The sequence below is a fragment of the Candidatus Eremiobacterota bacterium genome (assembly GCA_031082125.1).
Taxonomy (GTDB): domain Bacteria; phylum Vulcanimicrobiota; class CADAWZ01; order CADAWZ01; family Ess09-12; genus Ess09-12.
This window is the reverse complement of sequence record JAVHLM010000020.1, coordinates 86079-111054: the sequence shown is the minus strand read 5'-3', so window position 1 is coordinate 111054 and position 24976 is coordinate 86079. Positions and strand designations below refer to the sequence as shown.

Sequence of the window (24976 nt, the reverse complement as noted above, 5' to 3'; positions counted from 1 at the left end):
AGGCAGAGCGGGAAAGCTCGCAGACGAGCTGACCGGCAGAAATCAGTGCATCATCGGCACATCATGCGCAAAAAAAACGCTATGGAGGAATAGTGAATAGATGAGAGAGAATTCAATTCCAGTCAGATATGCTCTGGAGTATAACCAGTGGGAGAGATGCAGCCATGAGTACAATGAATTTCGAAGATGGTCAGGATGCTGCCGGCATGCAGGCGGAAGAATTCTCCAGGAGCATCAGGGAAGTTGAGAAAAGCCTGGATGAGCTGACGGAGAAGGAAGACTGGGACTACACGGAGCGGAGAAAAGAAGACAGGAAAAAGATTATTCTCAATAAGACCTTTTTAGCGGAGATCCACGCGGACAGGGTGATAAAAGGCTATATTTATGTGATAGATATAAGCAATCAGGGGCTGAAAGTCATCACTGACATTGATTTGCCTGATGACAGGCCCTTTTTGATGAAGCTTTTCATTCCTGAGCCTGTTGAGCTCACCTCCGAAGTGATATGGCAGAAGAAGGTCCTCGGTTATATGAACGCGGTGGGACTGCGGGTCATTGTGCAGGAGAAGCTGACCCGGGAGAATATTGAGCAGTTCATGACGAAATACTCCATAGACACCTCTCAGAAGATAATCCACCCGAACAGGCAGCTCAGTTTCCAGTGCAAGAAAGATGGCAGATGGGAGAGCTTTTATGCCTTCCTGCTGACAATAAGTCTTGAGGGGATGGAGATTACCACGGATTACCTTCTTCCCTCCGGCGAGGCATTGATCCTGCGGTGTGACCTTGAGGCCGGCAGGCCCCCTCTGGAAGAAAAGGTGACCTATGAGTTCCGGGGGGATCTTCCCACGGGCCGCGACAAGGGATGGTTCGGATTCACGGAGCTTTCCGAGCAGAACAGGCTTCGTCTTTTAGAGTTCATGAACCGGTTCCTCCAGGTCAAAACTGCTCCCGGAGCCAAGGCTGCTCCCCGAGTCACCCCTGTCCTGGAAGACTTTACGATTGATTTCTAGGATTTATGGCTGCGCTCTCTTCTGAAGGGGGCACTTGTCAGTTCTCCCGCTCCGGCGGCCCGGACTCGTCAATCACCGGGACCCCCCGGACCCCAATCATACAATGGGGACAGACTATTTCCTCTTTGATGCACTGGCAATGGATTGGAATCCTGGCCTTTATCCAGGCAGATCATACCATCAGATGCCTTTTCGGTCAACCTCCTGATGGGCGGAAGCCATGAGCATTCCCTGGTGAAAAAGCATAAAAGTGTCTGAAAAAAATATTTCTGGGCATAGTAGGGTACAGAAACACTTTTACAGAGGAGAAAGCCATGGAAAGAAGATTCAACCCGCCGGCAAGACCAAAAGTGCTGCCTAAAATCAGTCCTCTCTACCTCTTTGCTTTCATGATGTTCTTCACTTATGGAATCACCATTTCTCTGTATATGCTGTACGCCGTGATTTTCATTGTCCAGACATGGTTCTCACCTGGCCCCTATTCTGCCGGAATCGCCGGGCTCGGGATTTTTTTATTCATCATCCCGGTTTTCTCACTGATCGCGTACTTTTCATTTGACACCGCCATGAAGGCAAGGAAAGAAGACCGCAGCATTGTTCAATTCGCGTTCGTTTCTTTGATAGTGCTTTTCATTCTGGGAGTGCTGATTAACGGTTTTTCACGAAGCTCCTTCAATCCCCTTTTACTGCTGGCACACAGTATCCTGTGCATCCTTCTCTACCTGGATCGGAAGTGCTTCCTGCAGGGTGCCTGTGCAGGCACTGTCGAAAAGGCGGCTCATAAAGATCCCGCCACCGCCAGGGCGGGAGAGATCCTCAACAACCGCTATATGATAGAGGCAGTGGTGGGACAGGGAGCCGCCGGCACCGCGTTCCGGGTGAGGGATATGAGCTTTCCCCGCGAGACAGTGCACTGGGTGGTCAAGGAAATTGACCTCGCAGGATTTGGCCTTGCGGAAAAGCATGAATCAGAGGCACTCTTCGAGCGTGAAAAGTCTTTTCTCCTGGCACTGAATCATCCCTCCATCCCCAAGGCTGTTGACTTTTTCACCGAGGGAGGGCGGCCTCATATAGTGATGGAATATGTTTCAGGGAAGACGCTTTCCGACCTCGTGCGGGAAGAGGGCAGACCCCTGGAGGCGGGCCGGGTAATCGATCTGGGGGAAGGACTTCTGGAGATCCTTTCATACCTGCATACCAGGGAACAGGCGCCCCTCATTTACAGGGATCTGAAGCCCGACAACGTGCTTGTCTCCGAAAAAGGAAAACTGAAGCTCATCGATTTCGGCATCGCCCGCCACGTGGACCCCTCAAAGGAGAAAGACACCTTTATTTACGGCACGCCGGGATTTTCCCCCCCCGAGCAGTACGGCACAGGGCAGACCGATGAGCGCTCCGATATTTATGCCTGGGGAGCGACCCTCTATTACCTCCTCACCCTGGAAGACCCCCAGCAGTTCTATTTCAAATTTCCTCCCCTGCGGACACTCAACAGGCAGGTGCCACGGAAGCTCGAGCGTATCCTGATGAAATGCCTTGAGAAAAATCCCTCCTCCAGGTACCGTACCACGGAAGAGGTAAAGCGGGAGCTTCTGGAGGCCAGAGAGCTTCTCCAGGGACCGGCGCAGCACCCTGACGCCTGGCAGGCAGTCTTTGTCGGTGCAGCGATATATTTGAAGCTGGCAACACCTGCGTATTTCACCGGGCCCACGGAGCCTGTGCTCTTTCTCAAGTGGGCTGCCATAATTGCTCTTGTGACGGCACTCTCTCGATCTCTCCTGCAGATTCTGCAGATAAAGATATCTATCCGGGACCTCATAAGGAATTATTTTGCCGCACTGCACCAGAAGCTTTCTCCCGTCAAGCTTTCAAGGTCATAGGCAAGGAGGATATATGAAAAAGCTGCTGCAGATCTTCCTTTTCATAGGCGCATTCTACTTCTCCCTCCATGGGCTTGCCTATGGCTGAAGAATTCCCGGGGTAATGGTATTACCCGTCAAGCACTATGTCTTCACAGGATTGATACTCCTGCTCATGGCTCTGGATTACCTCCTGATCTATCAGAAGATGCTCTTCGCCATCGATCTCGGCCTCGCGGGGTTCCTGGGTATTTTCCAGGCGCCGATGCCGGAAGATTCATACATCGTGGGAGAAGGCGGGTTCGGGCTCACTTCGACGCTTCTGCTCATGCTCTTCATAGTGACCGTAAGGGTTTTAAACCGTCATGAGGGCCTGGGGCTCATCCGGGGAAAAGTCGCCCTCAGGGGGACAGGTCTCGTGCTCCTTGCAGCTCTTCTTGCTGCCTTAATCTGGCAGTTTCCTTCTTCCATCCCCCATCCATTCAGCATTCAAGCGCAATTCTGCAGCGCTCCCTTTCAAACGGACCTCAAAAAAATCGGTGATGCAATGGAAAAATACGCGGCCGATAACAAAGGAAGCTATCCCGGGGCTCTCACGGAGCTTCTGCCGGGGTATCTGGACAGGCTGCCCGACTATGCTCCCCATCTCACCAGGGATGACAAGGCTTTTTACAGGAGCAGGAAGATCCCCGTTCCCGACCTTGCCTATGAAAGAGATGCCGCCGCGGCAAATTATACTCTCACATGCGACAACTTGAGAAACAGAACCCGATATACCTATTCAAACAAGGAAGGGTTCAATGATGATTACCAGGCATTCATGAGACAATGAGCATTCTCATCCAGGTTTTTTACCGGCCTCCTGCCGCCTGCGGCAGCCTCCCCGCTCTTCTGAGGGCTTCTCTTACCGCCGCTTCAGGATCCACCTCGCCTGCGCCGTCGGCGGATATTCCTGGAGCGATATCTATTGCCGTCTTTTTCAGAATATCTATCACCTCGGCGTTTGAAAGAGCGGGATCGGCCTGTTTCATGAGGGCCACGATACCCGCCACATAGGGAGCGGAGAAAGAAGTCCCCTCGGTGGTTTCTCCCTTGATATTCGTTTTCACGTTTACTCCCGGTGCCGCGACGGTAGGATTCCAGCCGCCCTGGCCCTCACCATGTGAGGAAAAATCCGAAACCGTGTCATCGCCATATTTGCCCGCCGTGGCCCGGCTGTCTGTGGCGGCAACGGTTATCACGTCGGGGCTCCAGCCGAAATAGCTCAGGGAAGCGCCGGGACATACTGAATCCCACGGGGGCAGGCCCTCCTCGATACAGGAAGAGCCTTTGGGAGCTTTCTGCTGATCATTGCCTGCCGACGCCACTATGGTGACACCGGCTTCAGCAAGTCGTGATACGGCCTTGCGGTATTCACCGAGAGCCTGCTGGAAGCCGCTCCCGGGCCCTTCCATGCGCCCCCTGACAAAGGCGGCCACCTTTGTCATCTCTTCGGCAAGCCTTTCTTTCCGGTAGACGCCTGCGGGGTCTTTTTCAAGAGCTTCCCTGGTGGGAAGATTATTGGCGCTTTCGCCGAGGATGGCTTTTCTGAGCTCCGGGCGGGCATAGCGCTCATTATTGGAAGGATCGCTCACGTTGAGAAGGCTCAGCACCTGGTCCATTAACCTGTTGGGTCCTTCTCCAAATGACATGTCAAGGACACTTATCCCGGCGCCTTTTTTCTGCGCATCAAGGATTCTCTCCAGGTCGGGGACGATGCGTTTATCAAAGCGCATGGCCTTATCCAGCTCTTTGGTCAAGGCTTCTTTATTGTCGGGGATCGCCATGGTTTCGGGAGGCCTGCGCGACGAGCTGAATCCCGGCAGCAGTGACGAATTATCGTCAGACCTGTGCTCAAAGGCTGCCCCCTTTGCACCGGGAGCGACGCCTGTCCCTTCCGAGTTCATGGTGTCCATGACCATCTGCGCATGGGAGCCGAGACGCCCTGAGAAATCATCACAGTCTGCCTCAAGCACTGCGACAGTCTGGCCCGTGCCGTCGAGCCTTCTTCCCGACGGGTCGCGGTAGTCGCCGTTCTGGTGTATATTCCTGCGGATATGGGGGATCTCGTCGCCCTTCTCTGCCTCCAGCAGGCTCTTTTTCTTCTCCTCTTCAGGCATTTTCTCCTGGCAGAGCTCTTCCTTCACAAACCTGCCGTCTCTGCCCTCCACATGGGAATATCGCATGGCGAAGGGATTTCTGGTTCCCTCATTATTGAGGTACTCGATCCTCTCGGGATTCCCAATGGCATCAGGCCTGTAAACCACAGTGTCACCTTTCCCCGTTACGGAGCCATGTTGACCGGGGCCCGTGGTGAGTATCGATCCCCTCCGCAGGACCTGGGATTCCTTTCCAGGCACCTTGTTTCCCGATTCATCACTATGGGGAGGCTCTTTTCTGGTGATGAGCACGCTCCCGGGAAATTCAGGGTTGAACTGCACCATCTTCTCGCTCCCGTCCTTTGCGGTAATCTTCACCTGGGTAGTGCCGTTCTCAAGCCGGGTGACCTCCTGCCGCGACCCGTCTTCCCTCACGCAGTTTCCCTGTTTTGCATCTTCCTGTGCGGAGCCGAGCTCTTTGCCTGCATCAAGATAAGCAGCCCTGTAGTCCCTCTTGAGCGCCTTGAGCTCTTCGGAATCACTTTCCTTCGACTCCGTCATCGCTATGACTTTCTTCTCTTCATTGGAAAGGGGCCTGCCCTGAGGGGCAGCCATTTCCGTCCGCTGCGCCGCGGCTTCCTTCATGCAGTAAGCGGCTTTCAACGCAGTCATATAGGCTTTCACTGAATCAGCCGAAGGCACGCCTCCGCCCTGGCCGCGTTCAAGCTCCGCTGACGTCTCCAGTGTGTCCTGAGGCTCCGCTCTAAGGCTCTTTTCTCTTTCAGCGTCCTTTTCCACCGCAGGCGGGCTTTTCTTCTCCAGCTCCCTGCCATAGCCGATATGTGCGAGCATGTTCCTGATAAGCATGCCGTAGCCCCCTTTCAATCTATCGGGCACGGGAATTTTCCCTGCTTCATAGTATAACAGGAACCGCTCAAGGAGCGCTCAAGGAATGCTCAAGTCCTGGAGATTTCTCATGGAGCGGGACGGAGCTTCTGATGGCGTGAGCCTCAGGAGGGCTTCCTGTCGATAAGGGAGAGGTAAAGCTCGGTGAGCTTCGAGGGGGGGGGCAGGTCCATCTCTCTCTTCAGCACTTTCGCGCATTGCTGGTAGGAGCGGATCGCCTCGTTCTCGTTCTTGAGGCCGATGGAGGAGACCATGATGCCCCAGTAAGCGTCCTCGCAGATATTGTCAACAGTGAGGATCTTTCTGAAATACCCGATGCCTACCTCGTATTTCTGCTTATCGGCAAAGTATTTCCCCAGGGTGAAGAGAAGCTCTATGTGCCTGTTCCGCGCCATCAGCCTCACCTCGTCGCTCCATTCGTCATAGGAACTCTCCAGGAAGTCGCCGGTATAAAGGCCCTCGGCTTTCTGAAGCGCGGCGATGGCTTCCTCATGGCAGCCTTCCTTGAGAAGGGCCATCCCCCGGTGATAGCTGTCGTTGAAGCTTATATAGTCCACGAAATCGACAAGCCTGGCGTTAAGGCAATAGGTGGACTGCCTGTGGATGATGACAGACCGTCCCTGCCCGCCGAGATGGGCGGTGACAAGCTTCCTTATGGTAGAGACGCTGTTGTGAAGAGAATGGCGGGGGTCCTTGCCTCCCTCGAGCCAGAAAAGATCGATGAGCTTCTCCTCGTGGACTTCCTCGCCGAGCCTCGAGGCAAGAAAGGCGAAAAGGCTCCTGGTCTTCTGGGTGATCCAGACCCCGCTCTCAATGAAGGCGGCGCCTGCCGAGACCCTGAAGGCTCCGAAAAGAAATACTTTCAGGAGGTGGCCCGCCGGTGCCCGGGGAGAGGCCGCAGAGGCCTTCTCTCCGGTATCCGCAGGCTTCTGAGGTGATTCTTTCCCTGCAGGGAGCCCGGCAGGCTGATGTGCCGAAAGCTTCCCAAGGATCATTCCGGCCCTCTCTCTCACCAGAAAGTCGCGGTCCTCTGAAAGGCTCTCAAGCACTTTCATCGCCGCTCCCGGCGCCTTGGCAAGAAGGGCTGTGATCTCCACAAGATATGCGTCCTTTTCCATGGAGCGCTTCAATATCGCATGGATGAGGGCTTCATAACGGGTGAAAGCCTTGAAGCACTGACCGGCTGAAGGCGAGGCAACAAAAAGGCAAAGATGCTCCTCGAATTTCCTGGAATCCCTTTCGCCGCCCAGCGCGTAGAGGGCCGTGAGGAGAAGCTCCGCCTGGCACTTTCCAGGGGCCGATTCCCAGAGGGTGAGGACTTTCAGGGCGAGGAGCAGGTCTTTTTCCACCTCGTCATAGCGGCCCAGCTCCATCCTGAGGGCCGAGGCCCTGATAATTGCAAGGGCTTGGAGGAGCTGGAGGGATCTTTGCGCCGTGTAATCAAGAAGATCCAGTGCCATGGCGAGCGCTTCTTCGTGCCTGCCCTGCCGTGAAAGCAGATCGCTCATACCCATCTCAGCCCTTGCGTAGAGCTCTTCAGAAGCGCCTTCATTGATGAGCTCCTTCGCATTGCTGAAAGCCTCCCGGGCAGTCCCGTAATCGCCTGCCTCCAGGTAAAGCTCAGCCAGGGTGAGCAGGGCTGAGATGCGGCCGTCGTGCTTTTCGTTCGCCACAGGAAGCACCTCGATGTCATCTTTCTCAGTGGAGGCCAGTATTTTTTTTGCCGTTTCGACAATCGTGCCGTCAAAGGCCTTCCCGCTCTCCCTTTCAATGTGGCTGACTGCCCCTGCCATATCAAGCTTTTCCCTGTGGGGCCTGGCGCTGGTGAGGCTGTCATAGGCTTCGGCGATGGCGATGATCCTCGACTCGACGGGGATCTGCTCTCCGCTGAGTCCCTGGGGATAGCCCTTTCCGTCCCAGCGCTCATGGTGGCAGTAAATTATGGTGGCCACTTCCCTGAGCTCCCTGAAGGGGGCGAGAAGCTCGCGGGCAAAGACAGGGTGATTCTTGACAAGCTCCCTGTCGCGCTCCTCGAACTCCCTTTTCTCCATGAGCGAGGGGTGGAGCTCCACGTAGCCTATGTCGTGAAGGAGGGCCGCAAGGTAAAGATTCTGCATCCTGAGGGGTGAGAGGCCGAGGTGGCGGCCTATCCTGAGAGAAAAGCGGGCTACATGCTCGGCATGGCCCTGGAGGTGGGATATCTTGCTCTCGAAGAGGACGCCCCTTATTATCTTCATGAAGCTTCCGCAGTACCGCGCCACGCCGTCGATAAAGCTCTCCTTCTGCCGCAGGCGCACAAGGGCCGCCTTGATGCTGCTGAGAAGCTCGCTGAAAGAGAAGGGCTTCATCAGGTAATCATCGACCCTGAGCCTCAAGGCGGAAACAGGGGTGTCGGCGCTTGCATAAGCCGTGATAAAGATTACCCGCGCCGAGGGATTGGCCTCCCTGATGGCCGTAATGGTCTCTATCCCGTCTATATCGGGCATCCGCACGTCGCAGAGTATGAGGTCAAAATGGCCTTCCCTTGCAAGGGTGACGGCCTGTGTCCCGTTCACCGCGAGGGCCACGTCAAAGCCCTCCTCTTCAAGCTCCGTTTTGAGGCTTGTGCGCATGAACTCATCGTCGTCAACAATCAGGATCCTCTCGGCCACAGGTCACCTCACGTGTTCTTCGTCTGCAGGAAAGTCCATCTTGACCCTGGTCCCCTCACCGGCCCTTGAGGCAAGCTCTATGGATCCGCCATGCTTCTTTACTATCTGGAAGGCCAGGGCAAGGCCGAGGCCCGTTCCCTCCCCTGGTTTCTTCGTGGTGAAAAAGGGCTCAAAGGCGCGCTCCATCACCTCTTCGCTCATGCCCGTCCCTGTGTCGCCAATCTCCAAAGAGACCATTTCCCCCCGTGAGTAAGCGCAGATGGCTATTTCACGGCGCGCTCCCGTCTCAAGGGAGGCCATGGCGTCACGGGCATTGAGAATTATATTGGTGATGGCCTGGGCAAGCTCTCCCCCGTCGGCTCGCACGAAGAGGCCTTGCTCAATATCCAGGCGGATCTTGATGCGTTCCTTCTGAAGGGCCAGGTCGAAGAGCGGGAGGGTGTTCCCGATAAGGTCGGCAATGCCTGTCCTCGTGACGGGGCCGCCGGAGGGGCGGGAGAAGGCGAGGAGCTTGCTGATTATGGACTTGCAGCGAAGGATGGCCCGCATTACATTGTCAAGGCGGCCCATGAGCTTCTCATCACCGCCATGGCTCTGCATCGCCGATATGGTGACTTCGATGGCCCCGAGGGGATTGTTGATTTCATGGGCCACGCCTGCGGCAAGCTCGCCCACGGCGGCCATTTTCGAAGCCTGGAAGAGCCGGGCCTGGGTCTCCTGCAGTTCCCTCCTGGCCTTTTCCATGCTTTCCTCATGGATGGTCTTCATTTTTTCGTAAAGCCCGGCGTTTTCCATGGCGATTGCCGCCTGGCGCGCTATGGACAGGAGGAGCGCGGTGTCCCTGGGCCCGAATACGGCGGTTTCAACAGGGTTGTCGGCATAGATGACGCCCCGGGCTTCTCCCTGGATTACAAGGGGGACGCAGAGCACCGACTTGAGCCCATAAAGGCCTATGCTTGTCTTTCCCTCGAACCTCTGGTCATGGAGGGCATCGGTGGTGATGACGGGCTCTCCCGACAAGACCGCCTGGTTGACGACGCTCCTGCTGATCATTATTTTTTCCGGGGGGATCTCTCCTTTTTCACGGGAGCGGGCAGCATAAAACTGCCAGTCGCCGCCGTCGTCTCTCCTCATGAGCACGTAGCCGGCCTGGGCGTTGATGACGGTGAGCACCTGGTCCATGAGGCGGTCAAGTATCTCTTTGATATCGGGTGAAGAGGTGAGGATCTCGCTCGCCTGAATGACAAGCTCGAAGTGACGGTCGTCACCGGTGCTTCCTGGATCAGTGGGATTTTTCTGCCCGGCCATGAATTGAGCTTTCTCTCTGTGCCTTCACCACTCCTCTCATGGGCATGAATTGGGGGCAGAGCTTGAGAAGATCATCTATCGTTGGAGGCATTGCAGAGACCTTTTCGCTGTCCTTCTCCGTGAAATTTCTAGACTTTTCCCGAAATTTCTTGTATACTATCTGCGAAGGACGGGGCGCCGGGATCCAGTTTCCTTTCCTTCACTCAGGAGGCAGAATGATATGGAGATCCAGGAGTTCCTGAAAATCGCCGCCGCTCTCCAGAAACATGATGTGGAATATGTTCTCGTGGGAGCAGTCGCCATGGCCCTCCAGGGAATTGTCCGCGCCACCGGCGATATTGACCTTTTCATCCGGCCCGACCCTGTCAATGTCCGGCGGCTCAAAGAGGCGCTGCGAAGCGTCTTCGATGATCCGGAAATAGAAGGCATCACCGAGCAGGATCTGGCCGGAGAATATCCTGTGGTTCGATATGGCCCGCCTTCCTGTGACTATGTCATCGATATCCTCTCCAGGCTCGGAGAAGCGCTGGGCTTTGATGATATTGTGGCAGAGGAGCGGAGCCTTGAAGGGGTGAGAGTCCGGGTAGCCACTCCCCTGACACTGTACCGAATGAAACGCGGGACGATTCGAAGCCAGGACCGCGTCGATGCGGAGCTTCTCCGTGAGAAGTTTCATATCGAGGAGGAGTGAGGATATGACGATATGGCGCTTCAAGAGTCACGAAGAAGCCCAGAGGGCGATGTGGCTGGAGCCGGATGATCCCTCCCTTGTGCGTCGCATCCAGGCAGCCTGGTCACTCGCGCGCCTGTCCCCCCTCCCTTCTCCTGTGAGAGGCGTGAAGAAATATCATTCCATTGAAGAGGCAGAGGACGAGAGAAAATCCCGGGCACTCCGCAGAACAGCAGAGTGACTCATTGCCTTTATCACTGCGCGGCCCGGATCATCTTTCCCCGCACTCCGCCGGGCGCGGGAGGGCCTTATCGAGAGCTTCCTTTGGCTCATGCCATGCCCATCGGATGCAGGTGGTGACGGCTATGGCGCCGCTCTGGCATAGTCTGTCTCTATGAGTCGTCCATACCCATGGGTTGAGGTGAAAGTGGTGGATTAGAAAGAAGAAACCTGGGCTTCCCATCTATTTGGAAGTGATTGCGAGTGATCTCGAAGGTCACGAGGGCGGTGAAGGATATTCCGGCCAAATTAGGAATTTACTGTTGATACGCCCACATCAACAGACCGCAATGAACGTGAAAGAAAAAAGATGAAAGACGAAAAAAACACTGATAAGGCGGCCCAGGAAACCGGGGAATACATACCGTTTTCACAGCTTGCCGCCTATGGCGCCGGGGGGATTATTCCGATTGCCCTGTTTAATATCGCCGGCATACTTGTCGGCCTCATGGGCAACATCAGCCTGGGACTCAGCGCCTTCTGGCTTGGCTTCATCCTCATCATTCCCCGTCTGTGGGATGCCGTCTCAGACCCGATAATCGGGCACCTCAGCGACAATACCCGCAGCCGCCTCGGGAGGCGCAGGCCTTACCTGCTGTTCGGCGGCATTATGGTAGCCGTCACCTTCGTGATCATGTGGTGGATCCCAAAAGGAGAGCTGGTGCAATCGTGGTTCCCGACTGAATCGAGCTACCATACCTTCCAGCTCGTATACATCCTCTTCACGCTGCTGCTGTTCTTTACCGCGGTGAATATTTTCGAGATTCCGCACGGCGCCCTGGGCATGGAGCTCACTACCGACTACCATGCGCGGACAAGGCTTTTCAGCGCCAAGAGTTTCGTGGGCAACCTTTTTGCCATGAGCACCCCATGGCTCTTTGCCATCGCGAGCATGGAGATTTTCAAGGGACCGGGAGGCAACGAAGCCGACGGCATGCGTTACGTCTCCCTCATGATTGCCGGCCTCATCATACCATTGTCGTTCTGGTGGTTCTATGCGCTGCGGGAGCCCGGCTTCCAGAAGGCATCGAAACAGGAGAAGACCCATTTCTGGAAGGACATGGGGATGGTGGTGTCAAACCGCAACTTCGTAATGCTCACCCTCACTGTGTTTACACTGGCCATGGGTTTCAATTTCGTTCAGCTCCTGGGATCATACATCCCCATATTTTATATCTTTGGAGGCGATAAAGTGGCCGGGGCCACCCTGCTGGGGATCAACGGGACGGTATGGGCCATTACAGGCGTGCTGGCGGTGTTCCCCCTTAACTGGATAAGCCCAAGACTCGGCAAACGCAACACGCTCATCATCTCAATGGCGCTCATGGCACTTGCACAATTGTCAAAGATTGTATGCTATAATCCTCATTATCCTTACCTTATCGTCATTCCCACCATGCTGCTGTCGGCCGGCATGCTGTTCTTCTTCACACTGGGCTCGTCGATGGTCGGCGATATATGCGACGAAGATGAGCTGAACACCGGCAAGCGCTCCGAAGGAAACTATTACGCCATTTTCTGGTGGTTTATCAAGATGGGAACCGCCCTGGCAAGTTTTGTGGCCGGCGCGCTGATCGTGTTCATTATGTTCGACGAAGCCCAGGTCACCAAGGTCGACAGCCTGCAGGGCACCATAAGGGAGCTGCGCAGCAGCGTGCAGGCCTGGAGCGGCCAGAAGGGATTCGGCGGCACATCGGCAGGCCTGCTTTCCACGGCCAGAAAACAGTGTGCCGACGCGCTCGACGAATCGAGGATTTACGCCACTTACCTGAAAAAGGAACTGGATAAGGCCGGAGCGGAGGGCAATGAGAGCCTGCCTGATTACAAAGCAGACCGTAAGAAAGCTCTCGCACGGGCACTCGAAGTGACCAATGCAACCATTATTGACCTGAAGAAGGCAGGCGATGAGCTCAACACGGTCACAGGCCAGACGCCGGAGCCTTTATTGAAAAGCCTGGCGCTCGAGACCGCCGCGATAACCTTCCGCACCAAGCTCGAGAAAGCCGGGCTCAACTCCTTTGAGCTGATCTCGCACCTTGAATCCAAATCGGCGAAGCCACGCTGGATAAACAGCGGGGAGAACAGGGAGCATTATGTTGACATACTTGCGAGAATGAAGAGCGTGCAGGAACAGGTCCGCCATCTGTCACCTTCTTCAGAGCTTTCGGCGCTTGAACAGGCTCTCGACAGGCTCGACAGGGATATCATGCCGATCAAAAAACAGACTCCCTACACCCTGCTGATGATGCGCGTGGTGGAAATCGGCCTGCCGTTCATCATGAGCCTGCTGTCCATCTTCTTCATACTGAGGTACACGCTCACTGAAAAGCGTTCGCTCGAAATCAAGGATATTCTGAAGCAGCAGAATTCCGGGCAGGCGGGAGGCATGGCGTGACCTCATCAATTATTGAAAGGCTGATTCGCTGAGAGATGTCATTTGCTGTCCGCAACTCAAGCTTTTATCTTGACGGCACCAGAACCTTTCTGCTCTCGGGCGAAGTCCATTATTTCAGGATCAGGCGCGAGCTGTGGGACCGGCATCTCGATGCTGCCGCGGATGCCGGCCTCCGTACCGTAAGCAGCTATGTACCCTGGGCGTGGCACGAACCGGAAGAAGGCGTTTTCGATTTCAGCGGCGACGTCACACCCGAGCGTGACCTCCTTGGATGGATTGAGCGCTGCAAAGCACATGGACTCACCTGCATCGTAAAGCCCGGACCCTTTATCCTTGCCGAGTTCAGAGGCGCCGGCCTGCCCGACTGGTTTCTTGACCGCTACGGTCCCCGGGTAAAAATGCGCACCCGCGGTGGAACCATCGTTGCCGGCGATGGAGTGAGCCTGTTCAACAAAGAATATCTGGAAAAAGTCGGGCGTTGGTATGATCGCATCATGCCACTCATAAGCCGCAGCCAGGACTCTGCCGGTGGTCCCATCATCATGATGCAGGTCTGCAACGAGATTGGTGTTTTCTCATGGCTTGCCCACCAGGCCGATTATGGCAATGCGGTGCAGGAGCGTTTTATTGCCTACCTGAAGCGCAGGTTCAGTGCCGTCAATGAGATGAACGGGCTGTGGGGGACTGCTTTCGCTGATTTTGACTCCGTTGAGCTGCCGCAGGATGGCATGGTACCGTATCAATCCCGGGGCGAAAAAGCCTGCGACTACGAGTGGCATTGTTTCTGGCGAACCTGTTACGGCGATTACCTCCGGCTCCTCTGCACCATGGCCAGAGAGCGCGGGGTAACGGTGCCTGTGTATCACAACCTGCCGGGCTGGATTTTCGGCAGCGGGTATGATTTCCCGGTGAACATCACGATGTATGACGATTTGTTCAGCACCGGGAGCGAAATACTCTTCGGCATCGACCATATTCCCGAATTCCAGAGCCATCGCAACTTTCATGACGACCGTATCATCAACGACATCGTTTCTGCCAAGCAGGCCGGGAAGCCCCTTTTCGCGGCCGAGTTCCAGTGCGGCTCGCGCGAGCACCATGTGGAGACCAGTCCCCGCGAGATGGAGCTCTTTTACAAAGCGAGCATTGCCAACGGCCTCAAAGGCTGGAATTACTACATGTTCTCGCAGGGACGCAACGTGCGCCACAAAGGTCACTCAGGCGGGACTTTCTACTGGTTCACCCCGCTGACGCCTGAAGCCGGGCGAACGAGCGCCTTCCCGCTGGTCAGGCGCATGAACCGCATGATAAAAACTCTGGAGCCGCTCATCGTTGAAGCCAGCCGCAAGGCTGAAATCGCCGTGCTCTTCTATTCACCCTATTATGCCTCGGAGCTTGGGCGTCCGGTTCCGGCTGCTTCCGGCCTGATGTTCAATGCGTGGTCAATCAGGCGGCCGGCATTTTTTGACGGGCTGCTCAGGATATTGCAGGTGCTGAACATTGAGTACGACATGCTTGACCTGGGCCAGGCTGCTGGTGCCGCCATGAGCCGTTACAGGCAGGTGTGGGCGTTCTGTACCGACGAGATGAATGCGCCTGAGCAGCAGAAACTGCTTGACTACACCTCGGCAGGCGGGCAGCTGGTGATATTTCCCTGCCTGCCCGACCGGGAACTGTCGCAAAAGCCCTGCACGCTGATCCGCGAAGCCTTCGGAGCTCATCCAGACGGCGCTGTAGTGATGGACTCCCCTCTGATTGATGTGTACGAGCACCTCGATGTGAGATGTGCCAGCCCTATACTGACCTACTCCGGTGAATCCTTGAACGGAGCTGAGATCGTTGCCAGGACGCTGAATGGCTCAGTGTGCGGGCTGGCCGGAAATCTGGGGAAAGGGAGCTTTATCCACCTCGGCACGTGGCTCGGTTTCGATACCGAAGGGCATAAGCCGGTCTATGAGAAGCTCCTGGGGCAGTCGGGGGCAAGGCTTCAACAGGCAGCATCCAGCACCTACCACGTGACTGTCCGCGAGCGCTTCACGCCTGATAAATCAGCCCTGCTTTTTGCCGCGAACTACTACAACGAGGAGCACACGGGCAAGGTTACCTATACCCATCCCGGAAATGGTGAAATCATAAGCCTTCCTTATTCACAGAAGGAAATGCCCTGGCCGCCACTGTATGCGGTGCTCTCGCCTCTGTGCCTGAGCCTTGCCGAAGGAATCAGCCTGCTGCACTGCACTTCAGATTTGCTGAGCATAGATGCCGATGATAACCAGATTGTCATGACCCTGTTCGGCGACCGCGACCTGGAAGGTGAACTGGTACTGGAAGGCCCTCAGGCAGGCAGGGTAAAGACTGCAACCCTCGACGGCCGGCCGCCTGAAATGTCGTTTCCCGGTCATAGGGTTGTCATCAGGTATTCGCACCTGCATAAGAAAGAAATGATTCTGAGCTTGGAGCTGAGCTGAATGAATAACAGCAGCGTCAAAGGACTTTCCATCGAGTTCCTCGGAAACGGATCGGTGCGCCGTATCGAAGCCGGCCCTGTCAGGATCAGCCTGCGGTCCGCTTCACCCTATTCGCCTTCAGGCGCAAACCTTTACCTGCGCAGGCGGGGACATGGCATTGACTACACGGCGCTTACGGGCCCGGCAGGCAAAGGCCGGTTTGCCTTGAACGGCGCCGCCTATACGGCTGCCGGCAGCTGGGAAGGACTTGAATACTCGGTGAGCCTGCAGCTCTCAGCTGCCAGCCCCAGCTGGCGATGGACGGTCGATCTGAAAAACAATGGAGCGGTGGCTGCTGAATATGACGTCGTGTACCAGCAGGATGTCGGCCTCAAGGGGAGCACCGACAGTCTGGTGAATGAATATTATGTTAGCCAGTATATTGAACGGCGGGTCCTTACTGATGCCAGGTTCGGTGCGGTTGTCTGCTGCCGGCAGAATATGAGGGAGGCTGCGGGCCATCCCTGGCTTTTAATTGGATGTGCAAATGGCGCCCTTGCCGGAAGCACTGACGGAATGCAGTTCTACGGGAGAAGCTTCCGCCTGACAGGCATTCCTGAAGGCCTGCTGATGCCCGAGCTTGCAGGTGAATATGCCGGCGAGTCATCAGTGGTGGCCCTGCAGGAAAAGCCCTTTACCCTGAATCCGGGCGAAGAACATCAAAGCGTTTTTGCCGGCACTTACCTTCCCGATCATCCTCGAGCCACATCCGCCGACGACCTTGAGCGGCTGCCGGCGCTTTTCGCGGAATTTGAACCTGCGGCTGAGCCTCCTGACCAGGCTGCATGTGACGAACCTGTCAGGAACCTTTTCAACACCTCGCCTTTCCTCGCTGTTGACGATTTAGACAGTGAGGAAATCAGCCGTTTTTTCGGAACTGAGCGCAGGCATGAAGAAATCGTGGACGGGCAGCTGCTGTCGTTTTTCCATTCGAAAAACGCTCATGTGGTGCTCAAGGCCAAGGAGCTGCTGACGGATCGTCCCCATGGCCATATCATGCAGGCACGGGCAGGCCTTGCTGCCGACGAGGACATCCTGTCAACCACCGCTTTCATGTTCGGGGTTTTCAACTCGCACGTCACCCAGGGCAATACGAATTTCAATGTGCTGCTCTCCATCTGCGCCACGCAGTTCAACCAGGTCCGGGAGGCGGGGCAGCGCATTTTCGTGGAAGCCGGCGGGAAGAAGTACCTGCTGGGTATCCCCTCAGCTTTCGAGATGGGTGTTAATTTCTGCCGATGGATTTATAAGCACGGCGGCGGCATGTTCGAAGTCCGCACATGGACCTCCAAGGATGCCCCCCGCGTCAACCTCAGCTTCCGGGTACTTGCAGGCGCTCCTGTAAACCTTACGGTCACCCATCATTTCGACGGCACGAATACGTGGACCGTTGAGCCTTCGAGCGCTCCGGGTGAATACACCGTAAGACCCGGCGCTTCGGATATGATACGCAGCAGATTCCCGCATGCGCGATTCCGCCTGCTGGTGAACACCCATACAGGGAATCTGAAAGAAGGGGCCGATTCAGGTTTCCCGGACACCGCGGATTACAGGGACAGACTGCTGGCACTCAGCATTGATGATACCGATTATGCGAGTCTCAGTATTATCGGCGAGGTGTGCCGGCATTGCCGCGAGGGAAGAGTAGAGGATCCCGAAGAGCAGTTCACCGCTGATCTTGAAAAGGCCCAGGCACAGCTCGAGGACCTGCTGATGCATCTTGAATTGACCGGTGAAGGAGCTGATGTGCAGGCCATCAGCGAAATACTGCCCTGGTTCGGGCTCAATGCGCTCACCCATTATCTCACCCCCCACGGCCTCGAGCAGTTTGGCGGGGCGGCCTGGGGCACCCGTGACGTTTCGCAGGGGCCTTTCGATTTGCTTCTTGGAACAGGAAGATATGCCGAAGCCCGCAGGGTGCTGCTCACCATTTTTGCCAACCAGAACCCGGCGGGCGACTGGCCGCAGTGGTGGATGTTTGACAGCTACTTCACCATCAGGGCGGGCGACTGCCACGGCGATGTCTGGTACTGGTGCATGCTCTCACTGTCAAGCTACATCAGGGTAACACGCGACCTGCCGGTCCTTGATGAGGTGCTTCCTTATTACCACGAAAAAGGGCCTGATTTCGCCGAGAAGACCTCTCTGAGCGAGCATATGGAGAGGCTGATCACAATGATCCGCCGCTCCTTCATACCCGGAACGGCACTTGTTCCTTTCGGCGGAGGCGACTGGAACGACTCGCTGCAGCCCGTGAGCGAAGAGTTCGCCAGGCGACTGATTTCAAGCTGGACGGTGGAGATGAACTACCAGGCCTTTGACCAGTACCGGATGGTATATGAATGGGCAGGCAGTCATGCGAAAGCAGCGGAGCTGAAGGCCATCTGCGAAAAAATCAAGGAAGATTTCAACCGCTGCCTTGTGAAGGATGGAGTGGTTGCCGGCTACGGCCTGGTGGAAGACGACGGCAGTATCGCTGTTCTGCTTCATCCGACCGACAGGACCACGCGTATCAGTTACAGCCTGCTCCCCATGGATCGCGGTGTGCTCAGTGAGCTTTTTACGCGGGAACAGGCTGAAATGCACCAGGAACTCATTGAAAGTAAACTCAAAGGCCCGGACGGGGCGCGGCTGATGGACCGCCCGCTGAAATACCGGGGCGGCATACAGGAGATTTTCCAGCGTGCCGAGAGCAGCACACATTTCGGCCGGGAAATAGGGCTCATGTATATACACGAACACATCCGCTATGCCGAATCGCAGGCGGTAACCGGGAGAGCCGACGCATTCGTGAAAGCCCTGCGACAGGCAAACCCGGTCGGTTATCGCACCGTGGTGCCATGCGGCGACATACGCCAGGCCAATTGCTACTACAGCAGCTCCGACGTCGCTTTCAGGAACCGCTACGAGGCCGATGAGCGCTACGGTGAAGTGCTGAAAGGCAGCTTTTCCGTGCGTGGAGGATGGCGTGTGTACTCCAGCGGCCCGGGAATCTACATCACCCTGATCATATCGCGCCTGCTGGGATTACGCCATGAGGCCGGCAAGGTAATCATCGACCCTGTAATGCCCCGTGCTTTCGATGGCGTGAAGGCAGAAATCAGCTTCATGGGCAGGAGAGTGAGACTGGAATACTCAGTCAGGAAAGGCTGCTATACGCCTAAAGAGCTTGTTATCAACGACAGGCAGGTGCAGTTTTCCACCGAACCGGGCAAGTACCGCAGCGGAGGCGCGGTACTGCCGGTTGAAGACTTTCTGAGCCTTTTGACAGACAAGGACAATACGATCAAAGTAAGTCTCTGATGGAGCCATCTTCTGTCTGCACATCTCCCCAGGCTCTTCCGGATGGCTCCTCATTGTAACAGATGGAGTTATTGGGGACAGACTCCATTCCTGGGATATGAGCGCGCAAGCGACATGATTGAGATGAGAAACAACTGGGGGCATACCGAGCCTGAGAATGATATGGGAAGACCCCGTGTCATCTTTCTTCGCCCTCCGCCGGCGGCGGGCTTCCTGCCGTGCGCGCCAGGGCCTCTTCCAAAGCTGCCTTCACCTCTTCGAGAGCCTGGTAACGCTTGTCAGGCTCCTTTTCCATCATCCTGAGCACCACCGCTTCAAGCGCTCCGGGGAGAGAGGGCCTGACGGCCCGAAGCGGAGGCGGCTGCTCCGTCACGTGGCGGTACATGATTTTGAAGGGCGATTCATCGTAGAAGGGAAGGGCCCCCGTGAGAAGGACATAGGCAAGGACGCCGAGGGAGTACTCATCGGTGCGGGAGTCCACGATTTTTGTCGTCACCTGCTCGGGAGCCATGTAGTCAGGCGTTCCCAGGGTAAGCCCCGTGTCGGTGATCGCCGAGTAGTGGCGGCCCTTGGCAAGGCCGAAGTCCATCACCGTCACGTGGCTCTGCCCGTCAATCATGATATTCCCCGGCTTGATGTCCCGGTGCAGTATCTCCTTTCTGTGCGCATGAATCAGGGCGTCAAGGACCTGCCTGATGATAGTGCTGAAGGCTTCAAGCTCAATGCCGCCCTCCTTGATTTCCGATTCCAGCGTTCTTCCCCTTATGAGCTCGGTAATGAGATAAAAGAGATTACCCTGGGTTCCATAATTGAGGATGCGGAGAATATTGGGATGGCTGAGTTCGCTCAGTATCTTCACCTCGCGCCTGTACCTCCTGAGGTAATTCTTTTCGCTCTCCTCGTCGAGCTCCATCACCTTTATAGCCACTTCCTCCTTTTCCGAGCGCGTCTCCTCAGGGACCGCCCTGTACACTGCCGCCATCCCTCCCTGGCCGATCTTCTCTACAAGCACGTAGCCTCCCAGGGCCTTGTTGAACATGGGGTCCTCCCTGTTCACGCCGGCCGTGAGGGCCTCCCAGGCGCTCCACTTGCGCTTTTCGGCGTTCATCCTTGAGATCTTGAGCGCCATGAGGAGTGCCGAAGGCACCATGATGAGAGCAATTACTGCTATGGTCAGCCTGTAGCGTGAAAGCCACAAGGCCATCTTCACGCAGACAGTTGCGGGCTCGAGGGCGAGAGGCTCTTTCCCTTCGGGGGGATGGGAGATCAGGGCCTGCGGAGAATAAGGCTTGAAGTCATGGGGCTTCAGGGAAAACCGGAGGTCCCTGTAGCCTTTCCGCCTTATGGCGAAGAAGGCCTCGCTGCCGGCGGCAAATTCCGCCAGGTTGAGCTCAAGAGGGATCCCCGAGAGGCCCAGGAGTTCCCCGTCGCCTTGAGCCGCTGTCCCAAGAAGCCTGACCTCGCTTTTTTCCGGTAAGGTGCGGAACACCACCCTGCGCAGGGGTGAAGGGAGCCTTAAAGGGGGCCTGTGCTCGGGAGGATATGACTGATGAAACTCTATATCGCCCTTGGTGAGGACCAGCCTTTCTTCCAGGAAGCCCTGGAGCTTAAGGACAAAGACGTAGATTTCGTCTCCGGCAGTGACAGGCAAAGGCTTCCCGCTCACACCGATCTCCCTTTCCATGCCGTCGTCGCCGACCAGGTATACACGGGCGCCGGGAGGATCGGTCCTGAAGAGGAAGGATTTCACCTGGAGGCCTTCCTTGTCTCCCGCCGCCAGGGCGGAAGACAAGGAGAAAAGGGCAAGTGACAGGAGAGCCGCGGCAAGAGATAAAAAGAGGCTCTTATTCTGTATTCTTCCTTGAATGGTCATACCTCTCCCTTGGTTAGTCAACTTCCCGCGGTTCGGTGAGCAGGCGTATTCCATTGAGTATTTCCGCCACTTTCTCCCGGGAAAGCTTTCCGATCTTTTCTCGAAAGGCCGATTTATCTACCGTAACAAGCTGGGTTATGTTAACGACGCTGTGCTTGGGAAGGTTTGCCTCTCCTCTGGCGAGTATAACATTCCCCGGGGCGGTCCTTCTCTGCAGATTTGAGGTCAGGGCGCAGACTACTACTGTATTGAGCTTACTCCGGTTGAAAAGATTATTCTGAACAACCACATGGGGATGGCGGTACCCCGGTTCAGAGCCTGTCGGGGCGTGGAGCTCAATCCAGTATATATCGCCTTGTTCAATTACCATTGGTCTTTAACTATTTTTGTATGGTGTATGCTTGTGTTGTGAAGCCAATCCTGTTCTGCAGTTGTGGTGCTGTCTGCGTAGGCACGATTAAGCTCGGCGAGCAGCTGCTGGTTTTCATACTTTTCCAGATAAGCGAGCAAGGCTTCCTGGAACACCTTGCTTCGGGAAACATGCATGACCTGGGCAAGCTCTTCAACCCGGGTAAAGAGGTCTTTTTCAATGGATATGGCGGTTTTTATGGTAGCCATGGGCATCACTCCTACCAATAGTATAACCCAAGGTACAACAAAAATCAATACCTCTCCTCAGGTGGCACCTTCAGGGCAGAGTGGCGGCAAGAACTACGCGGAATCCGAGGAAGTTGAGCCAGCGGTCAGCAAGATACCCTTCACGGGAGGCGCACCGGTTGACTTCGGGTGAGCCGGAGAACCAGTTGCCGAAGCGTATCACGCGTGTCTGCCCGCTCGCCGGCCCCCCGGGGTTATCTGAAGGGCTCTCAAGGTAATATCTCTCGCTGAACCAGTCACCGCACCACTCCGCCACATTCCCCGCCATGTCATGGACGCCGCAGGGGCTCACACCGGCAGGGAATGAGCCTACAGGCGCCGTGCCCCTCCCTTTCCATATATCAGCCTTCCCTGCCACCTTCGGCCCCTTGCCCCAGTTGCATTCCGTGCCGTCCCACTTGTTTCCCCACGGCCAGACTCTCCCGTCAACACCCCGGGCGGCCTTCTCCCACTGCGCCTCAGTCGGGAGAGACCCTCCCGCCCATTCGCAATAAGCCTTCGCGTCGTTCCAGGTGACGCACACCACGGGGTGAGTGTCCCTTCCCTCGAGGGCATAGTCCTTCCAGCTCCCCTCGGCGTCATAGCCCGATTCGCTGATAAATCTCCTGAACTGCCCGTTGGTCACCTCGTATTTGGAGATATAATAGGCGTCAAGATACACCCTGTGCTGAGGCTTCTCGATACTATCGCCCTTGTGCTCGGGGGAGCCCATCAGAAAGTCGCCGGCGGCGATGAGGATCATGGCGGCGCCGTCCTTCGGGTTATTCTTCTGCGGCGGCAGGGCCTGTGGGGCAGGCGCTTTCGAGGCAGTCGCCGCAGGCGTGGGTACGGCGGCCTGGATCGCCGGCGGTGAAGGTGTCGCTTGAGGCCGGGAGGCGGAATCCTTCCGCATCGCGCAGCCAGGCAGGAGCCCGGTAAGGAGAAGCGCCATAAACACAACGGCGCGCTTCCACTTTTCATTGTTTTCCTTGCCGTACCCATTGCAGTATTGAGCCATAACACGCTCCCAAGGTCTTGTAAGGTTCTGTGGCTGCAGGAGGCCTGCCGGAAATCCTCCTTGCTTCTTCTTCCCAAAGAGCCCTTCTTCCTCCGGATTTGAGTATTCCTTGAGTGCTCCTTGAGCGGTTTATAGTAGTATGGAACAGTGGCATATGAATAGCTGAAGAGGGGGATCCACCATGCTTATCATGAACATGCGTGCACAGATCGGCTATGGCAGGGAATTGAACAACATAAGGGCGCCCCATGGTGAAAAGAGCTCTGAAAGAGAACAGAGCCCTTCAGCCGAACCGCAGGACACCATGGAAAGCTCCGGCGATATAGTGCGCGGGCAAGGCAGGGCACCTGCTGATCTGGCAGAAGCCCACATTGATGCACTGAGGGATAATTTCAGGATCCCCCGGGCCCCCGGGCCCCAGGCGGAAGCAGCTCCCCCTCAGGCTTCTCTCCAGGCAGAGCCACAGGCGGCGCCTTCGAGTGATCAGCATCGGGACAGCAGCCTGGTGGCCAATAAAAATGGCACATTGAGCCTTTTACAGGAAAGAGCACCCTCTGCGCCTCAGGGAGAAGAGAAGGGCATTAATTTTGCGGCGCGCTACGGGGTGACGTCCACCGCCCCCGGATCTTCCAGGACCGCTTTCGCCAGGGGTTTTGTCAATGACTACATGGATGCGCGGCAGATAGACGACAGGGTGTTGAAGCTTGCAGAAAAATATCCTGACCTTGTCAAGGTAACCACGCGGGAGTACGGCACTGCCGGCTATGACGGGAAGAACGCCTCGCTCCGGGGGCCCGCGCCGCTCCGCTATGTCACAATATCGAGCGGGAAAGGTGACAAAGCCTCAAAGCCCGGCGCGCTTTTCATGGCATCTCCCCATGGAAGGGAGAAGATGAATCCTCTTGCGATGGTCGAGCTCTTGGAGCAGCTCTGCGCAAACTACAGGCCCGGGAGCGATGATCCCAAGGTCAGGGAGCTGACGGACCTTGTTGATTCATTGAATATCTATGTGGTCCCTGTCACAAACCCCGACGGCCTCAATTACGCCATCCATGACGATCCTGAATGGAGAAGGACAAGGGCTCCCCTCGCCGGGAGCGGAAGCGGCGACAAGGGCGTTGACATCAACAGGAATTTTGATATCGAGTGGACGCCATACCCACAGGGCGCCTCGCCGGAGCAGCAGAAGATAATCAGGGAGAAGGGGATGCTGCCCCATCCCACAGACAATAACAAGCTTCTGGGAAGATGGACACAGCACGATGGCTATCCGGGGCCGGCCCCCTTTTCAGAGCCCGAGACAAGGCATATCGCCGGCATTGTCGATGAGCATCCCGAGATAAGGGTCGCCTGTGATTTCCACTCCCATGGCGAGAAGGTCATGATTCCCGACAGCGTCACTGATGCTCACGACCGCGAAATCTTTGAGAATCTTCAGAAGCGCATGATAGGCGCCGTGGGGAAGCCGCAGGGAGAAAGCTACAGGCCGGAGCTGTCGTATAACGTCAACGGCCAGACTGACGATTACCTTTATCGCCGCAAGGGAATCTATGCGCTTACCATGGAGGACGGCAAGGAGTTCAATCCCCCCGTTCCCGAGGCCCTCAAAGTGGCTGACAGCATGGCCTCCGGGGCAATTGAGCTTCTGAGGGCGGCAAAAGAGCTTGGGAAAAAGCCTGACATCATGCTCCCGCCAAAGGCACATGGATATGATGAAAGCCGGCCCTGCCCTGCCGGCGATGCTGCTGCTGACCATAAAGGCGCTCCCGAGGAAGCAGGAAAAAAGCTGGATACCAGGGCACACCCCGAGGTGAGAGAAACATTCGACCGGTATCTCCGGGAGCACCAGCAGGACCTCCCCAGGCTCACGCCGGAAAAGTACGAGGCTCTCTCGGGGGCCACCGACGGCAAGGATGGGAAGCCCCGCTTCAACTGCATCGCAAACAGTGTCCGAAACGAGAAAGAGATTATCGAGCCCAAGGTGTTCGTGGAAAGATTTGACGAGTTTTATGGAGCGCATGGGTTCAAGCCCCTTGACACCCTGGACTATTCCCTCCGGGAAGGGATTGAGAAGGTCGTTTTATACGGGTTTACCCCCTCAGACGGCAAAGACTACGAGATAAGGAGGGGAGCCTGGGGGCCCGATTATGCGAATTACCAGGGTCCCCTGTGCTATCATGCGGTCATTCAGGATGAAGACGGCCTGTTCTCAAGCAAAATGGGAATCCATGAGAGAATCAGAATTGCGGACCCCGGGGACCTGGGAGGAGGGCTTTACGGCAATCCTGTGAGGGTCTACGCAAGGCCCCGGCGATAGGCTGACAGGCTCACCACAGAGCCTTGCGTGATGTCCGCAAAGCTGAGAGCCTCGGGTTCAGGATCGATCCTGCTTTTCTGGCGAGGCTCGTTAAAAAGTGCGG

16 protein-coding genes are annotated in these 24976 nt (G+C 56.2%); 9 read left to right on the top strand and 7 right to left on the bottom strand.

The features are described from left to right. Positions 1-164: 164 nt before the first annotated feature. From RDV48_20475 to RDV48_20465, 3 genes are all read left to right on the top strand, one after another. Positions 165-1013: a PilZ domain-containing protein gene (locus RDV48_20475; protein ID MDQ7825189.1), complete on the top strand. Its 849-nt coding sequence runs from the start codon at positions 165-167 to the stop codon at positions 1011-1013. 314 nt (positions 1014-1327) lie between these two features. Continuing rightward, a complete protein-coding gene (locus tag RDV48_20470) occupies positions 1328-2893 on the top strand; it encodes a protein kinase (GenBank protein ID MDQ7825188.1) in 1566 nt (521 codons plus the stop codon). 103 nt (positions 2894-2996) lie between these two features. Then, a complete protein-coding gene (locus tag RDV48_20465) occupies positions 2997-3704 on the top strand; it encodes a hypothetical protein (protein MDQ7825187.1) in 708 nt (235 codons plus the stop codon). 19 nt (positions 3705-3723) lie between these two features. Here RDV48_20465 and RDV48_20460 read toward each other — a convergent pair whose 3' ends face one another. From RDV48_20460 to RDV48_20450, 3 genes are all read right to left on the bottom strand, one after another. After that, a complete protein-coding gene (locus RDV48_20460; GenBank protein ID MDQ7825186.1) occupies positions 3724-5907 on the bottom strand; it encodes a S8 family serine peptidase in 2184 nt (727 codons plus the stop codon). Between the two features lie 113 nt (positions 5908-6020). Beyond that, entirely contained in the window at positions 6021-8567 is a 2547-nt protein-coding gene (locus tag RDV48_20455) for a response regulator (protein ID MDQ7825185.1), read from the bottom strand. 3 nt (positions 8568-8570) lie between these two features. Further along, entirely contained in the window at positions 8571-9875 is a 1305-nt protein-coding gene (locus RDV48_20450; GenBank protein MDQ7825184.1) for a GAF domain-containing sensor histidine kinase, read from the bottom strand. A gap of 220 nt (positions 9876-10095) precedes the next feature. Here RDV48_20450 and RDV48_20445 point away from each other — a divergent pair, with 220 nt between their 5' ends. From RDV48_20445 to RDV48_20425, 5 genes are all read left to right on the top strand, one after another. After that, a complete protein-coding gene (locus tag RDV48_20445) occupies positions 10096-10566 on the top strand; it encodes a nucleotidyl transferase AbiEii/AbiGii toxin family protein (protein ID MDQ7825183.1) in 471 nt (156 codons plus the stop codon). A gap of 4 nt (positions 10567-10570) precedes the next feature. After that, entirely contained in the window at positions 10571-10786 is a 216-nt protein-coding gene (locus RDV48_20440; protein MDQ7825182.1) for a hypothetical protein, read from the top strand. 348 nt (positions 10787-11134) lie between these two features. Continuing rightward, complete coding sequence (locus RDV48_20435; protein MDQ7825181.1) at positions 11135-13219, top strand: MFS transporter; 2085 nt, start codon at positions 11135-11137, stop codon at positions 13217-13219. Between the two features lie 35 nt (positions 13220-13254). Beyond that, positions 13255-15687 (top strand): beta-galactosidase, encoded by a 2433-nt coding sequence (locus tag RDV48_20430; GenBank protein MDQ7825180.1) that lies wholly within the window; start codon positions 13255-13257, stop codon positions 15685-15687. Beyond that, on the top strand, positions 15688-19029 hold the full coding sequence (locus RDV48_20425; GenBank protein ID MDQ7825179.1) for a hypothetical protein: 3342 nt from the start codon (positions 15688-15690) through the stop codon (positions 19027-19029). Between the two features lie 178 nt (positions 19030-19207). On the opposite strand, the gene RDV48_20420 is transcribed toward RDV48_20425, so the two are convergent. The 4 genes from RDV48_20420 to RDV48_20405 all read right to left on the bottom strand — a co-directional run bounded on the left by RDV48_20420 (position 19208) and on the right by RDV48_20405 (position 22556). Continuing rightward, positions 19208-20902 (bottom strand): serine/threonine-protein kinase, encoded by a 1695-nt coding sequence (locus RDV48_20420; GenBank protein ID MDQ7825178.1) that lies wholly within the window; start codon positions 20900-20902, stop codon positions 19208-19210. Between the two features lie 13 nt (positions 20903-20915). Continuing rightward, positions 20916-21272 carry a type II toxin-antitoxin system PemK/MazF family toxin gene (locus tag RDV48_20415; GenBank protein ID MDQ7825177.1) on the bottom strand — a complete coding sequence of 119 codons (357 nt, stop codon included), beginning with the start codon at positions 21270-21272 and terminating at the stop codon, positions 20916-20918. Further along, positions 21266-21520 (bottom strand): ribbon-helix-helix protein, CopG family, encoded by a 255-nt coding sequence (locus RDV48_20410; protein ID MDQ7825176.1) that lies wholly within the window; start codon positions 21518-21520, stop codon positions 21266-21268. The genes RDV48_20415 and RDV48_20410 overlap by 7 nt, the downstream gene beginning before the upstream one ends. A gap of 70 nt (positions 21521-21590) precedes the next feature. Further along, positions 21591-22556, bottom strand: coding sequence for a formylglycine-generating enzyme family protein (locus RDV48_20405; protein ID MDQ7825175.1), 966 nt, complete (start codon positions 22554-22556; stop codon positions 21591-21593). Between the two features lie 181 nt (positions 22557-22737). Between RDV48_20405 and RDV48_20400 the strand changes: the two genes are divergently transcribed. Further along, entirely contained in the window at positions 22738-24873 is a 2136-nt protein-coding gene (locus RDV48_20400) for a M14 family zinc carboxypeptidase (GenBank protein MDQ7825174.1), read from the top strand. The last annotated feature ends 103 nt before the right edge of the window (positions 24874-24976 follow it).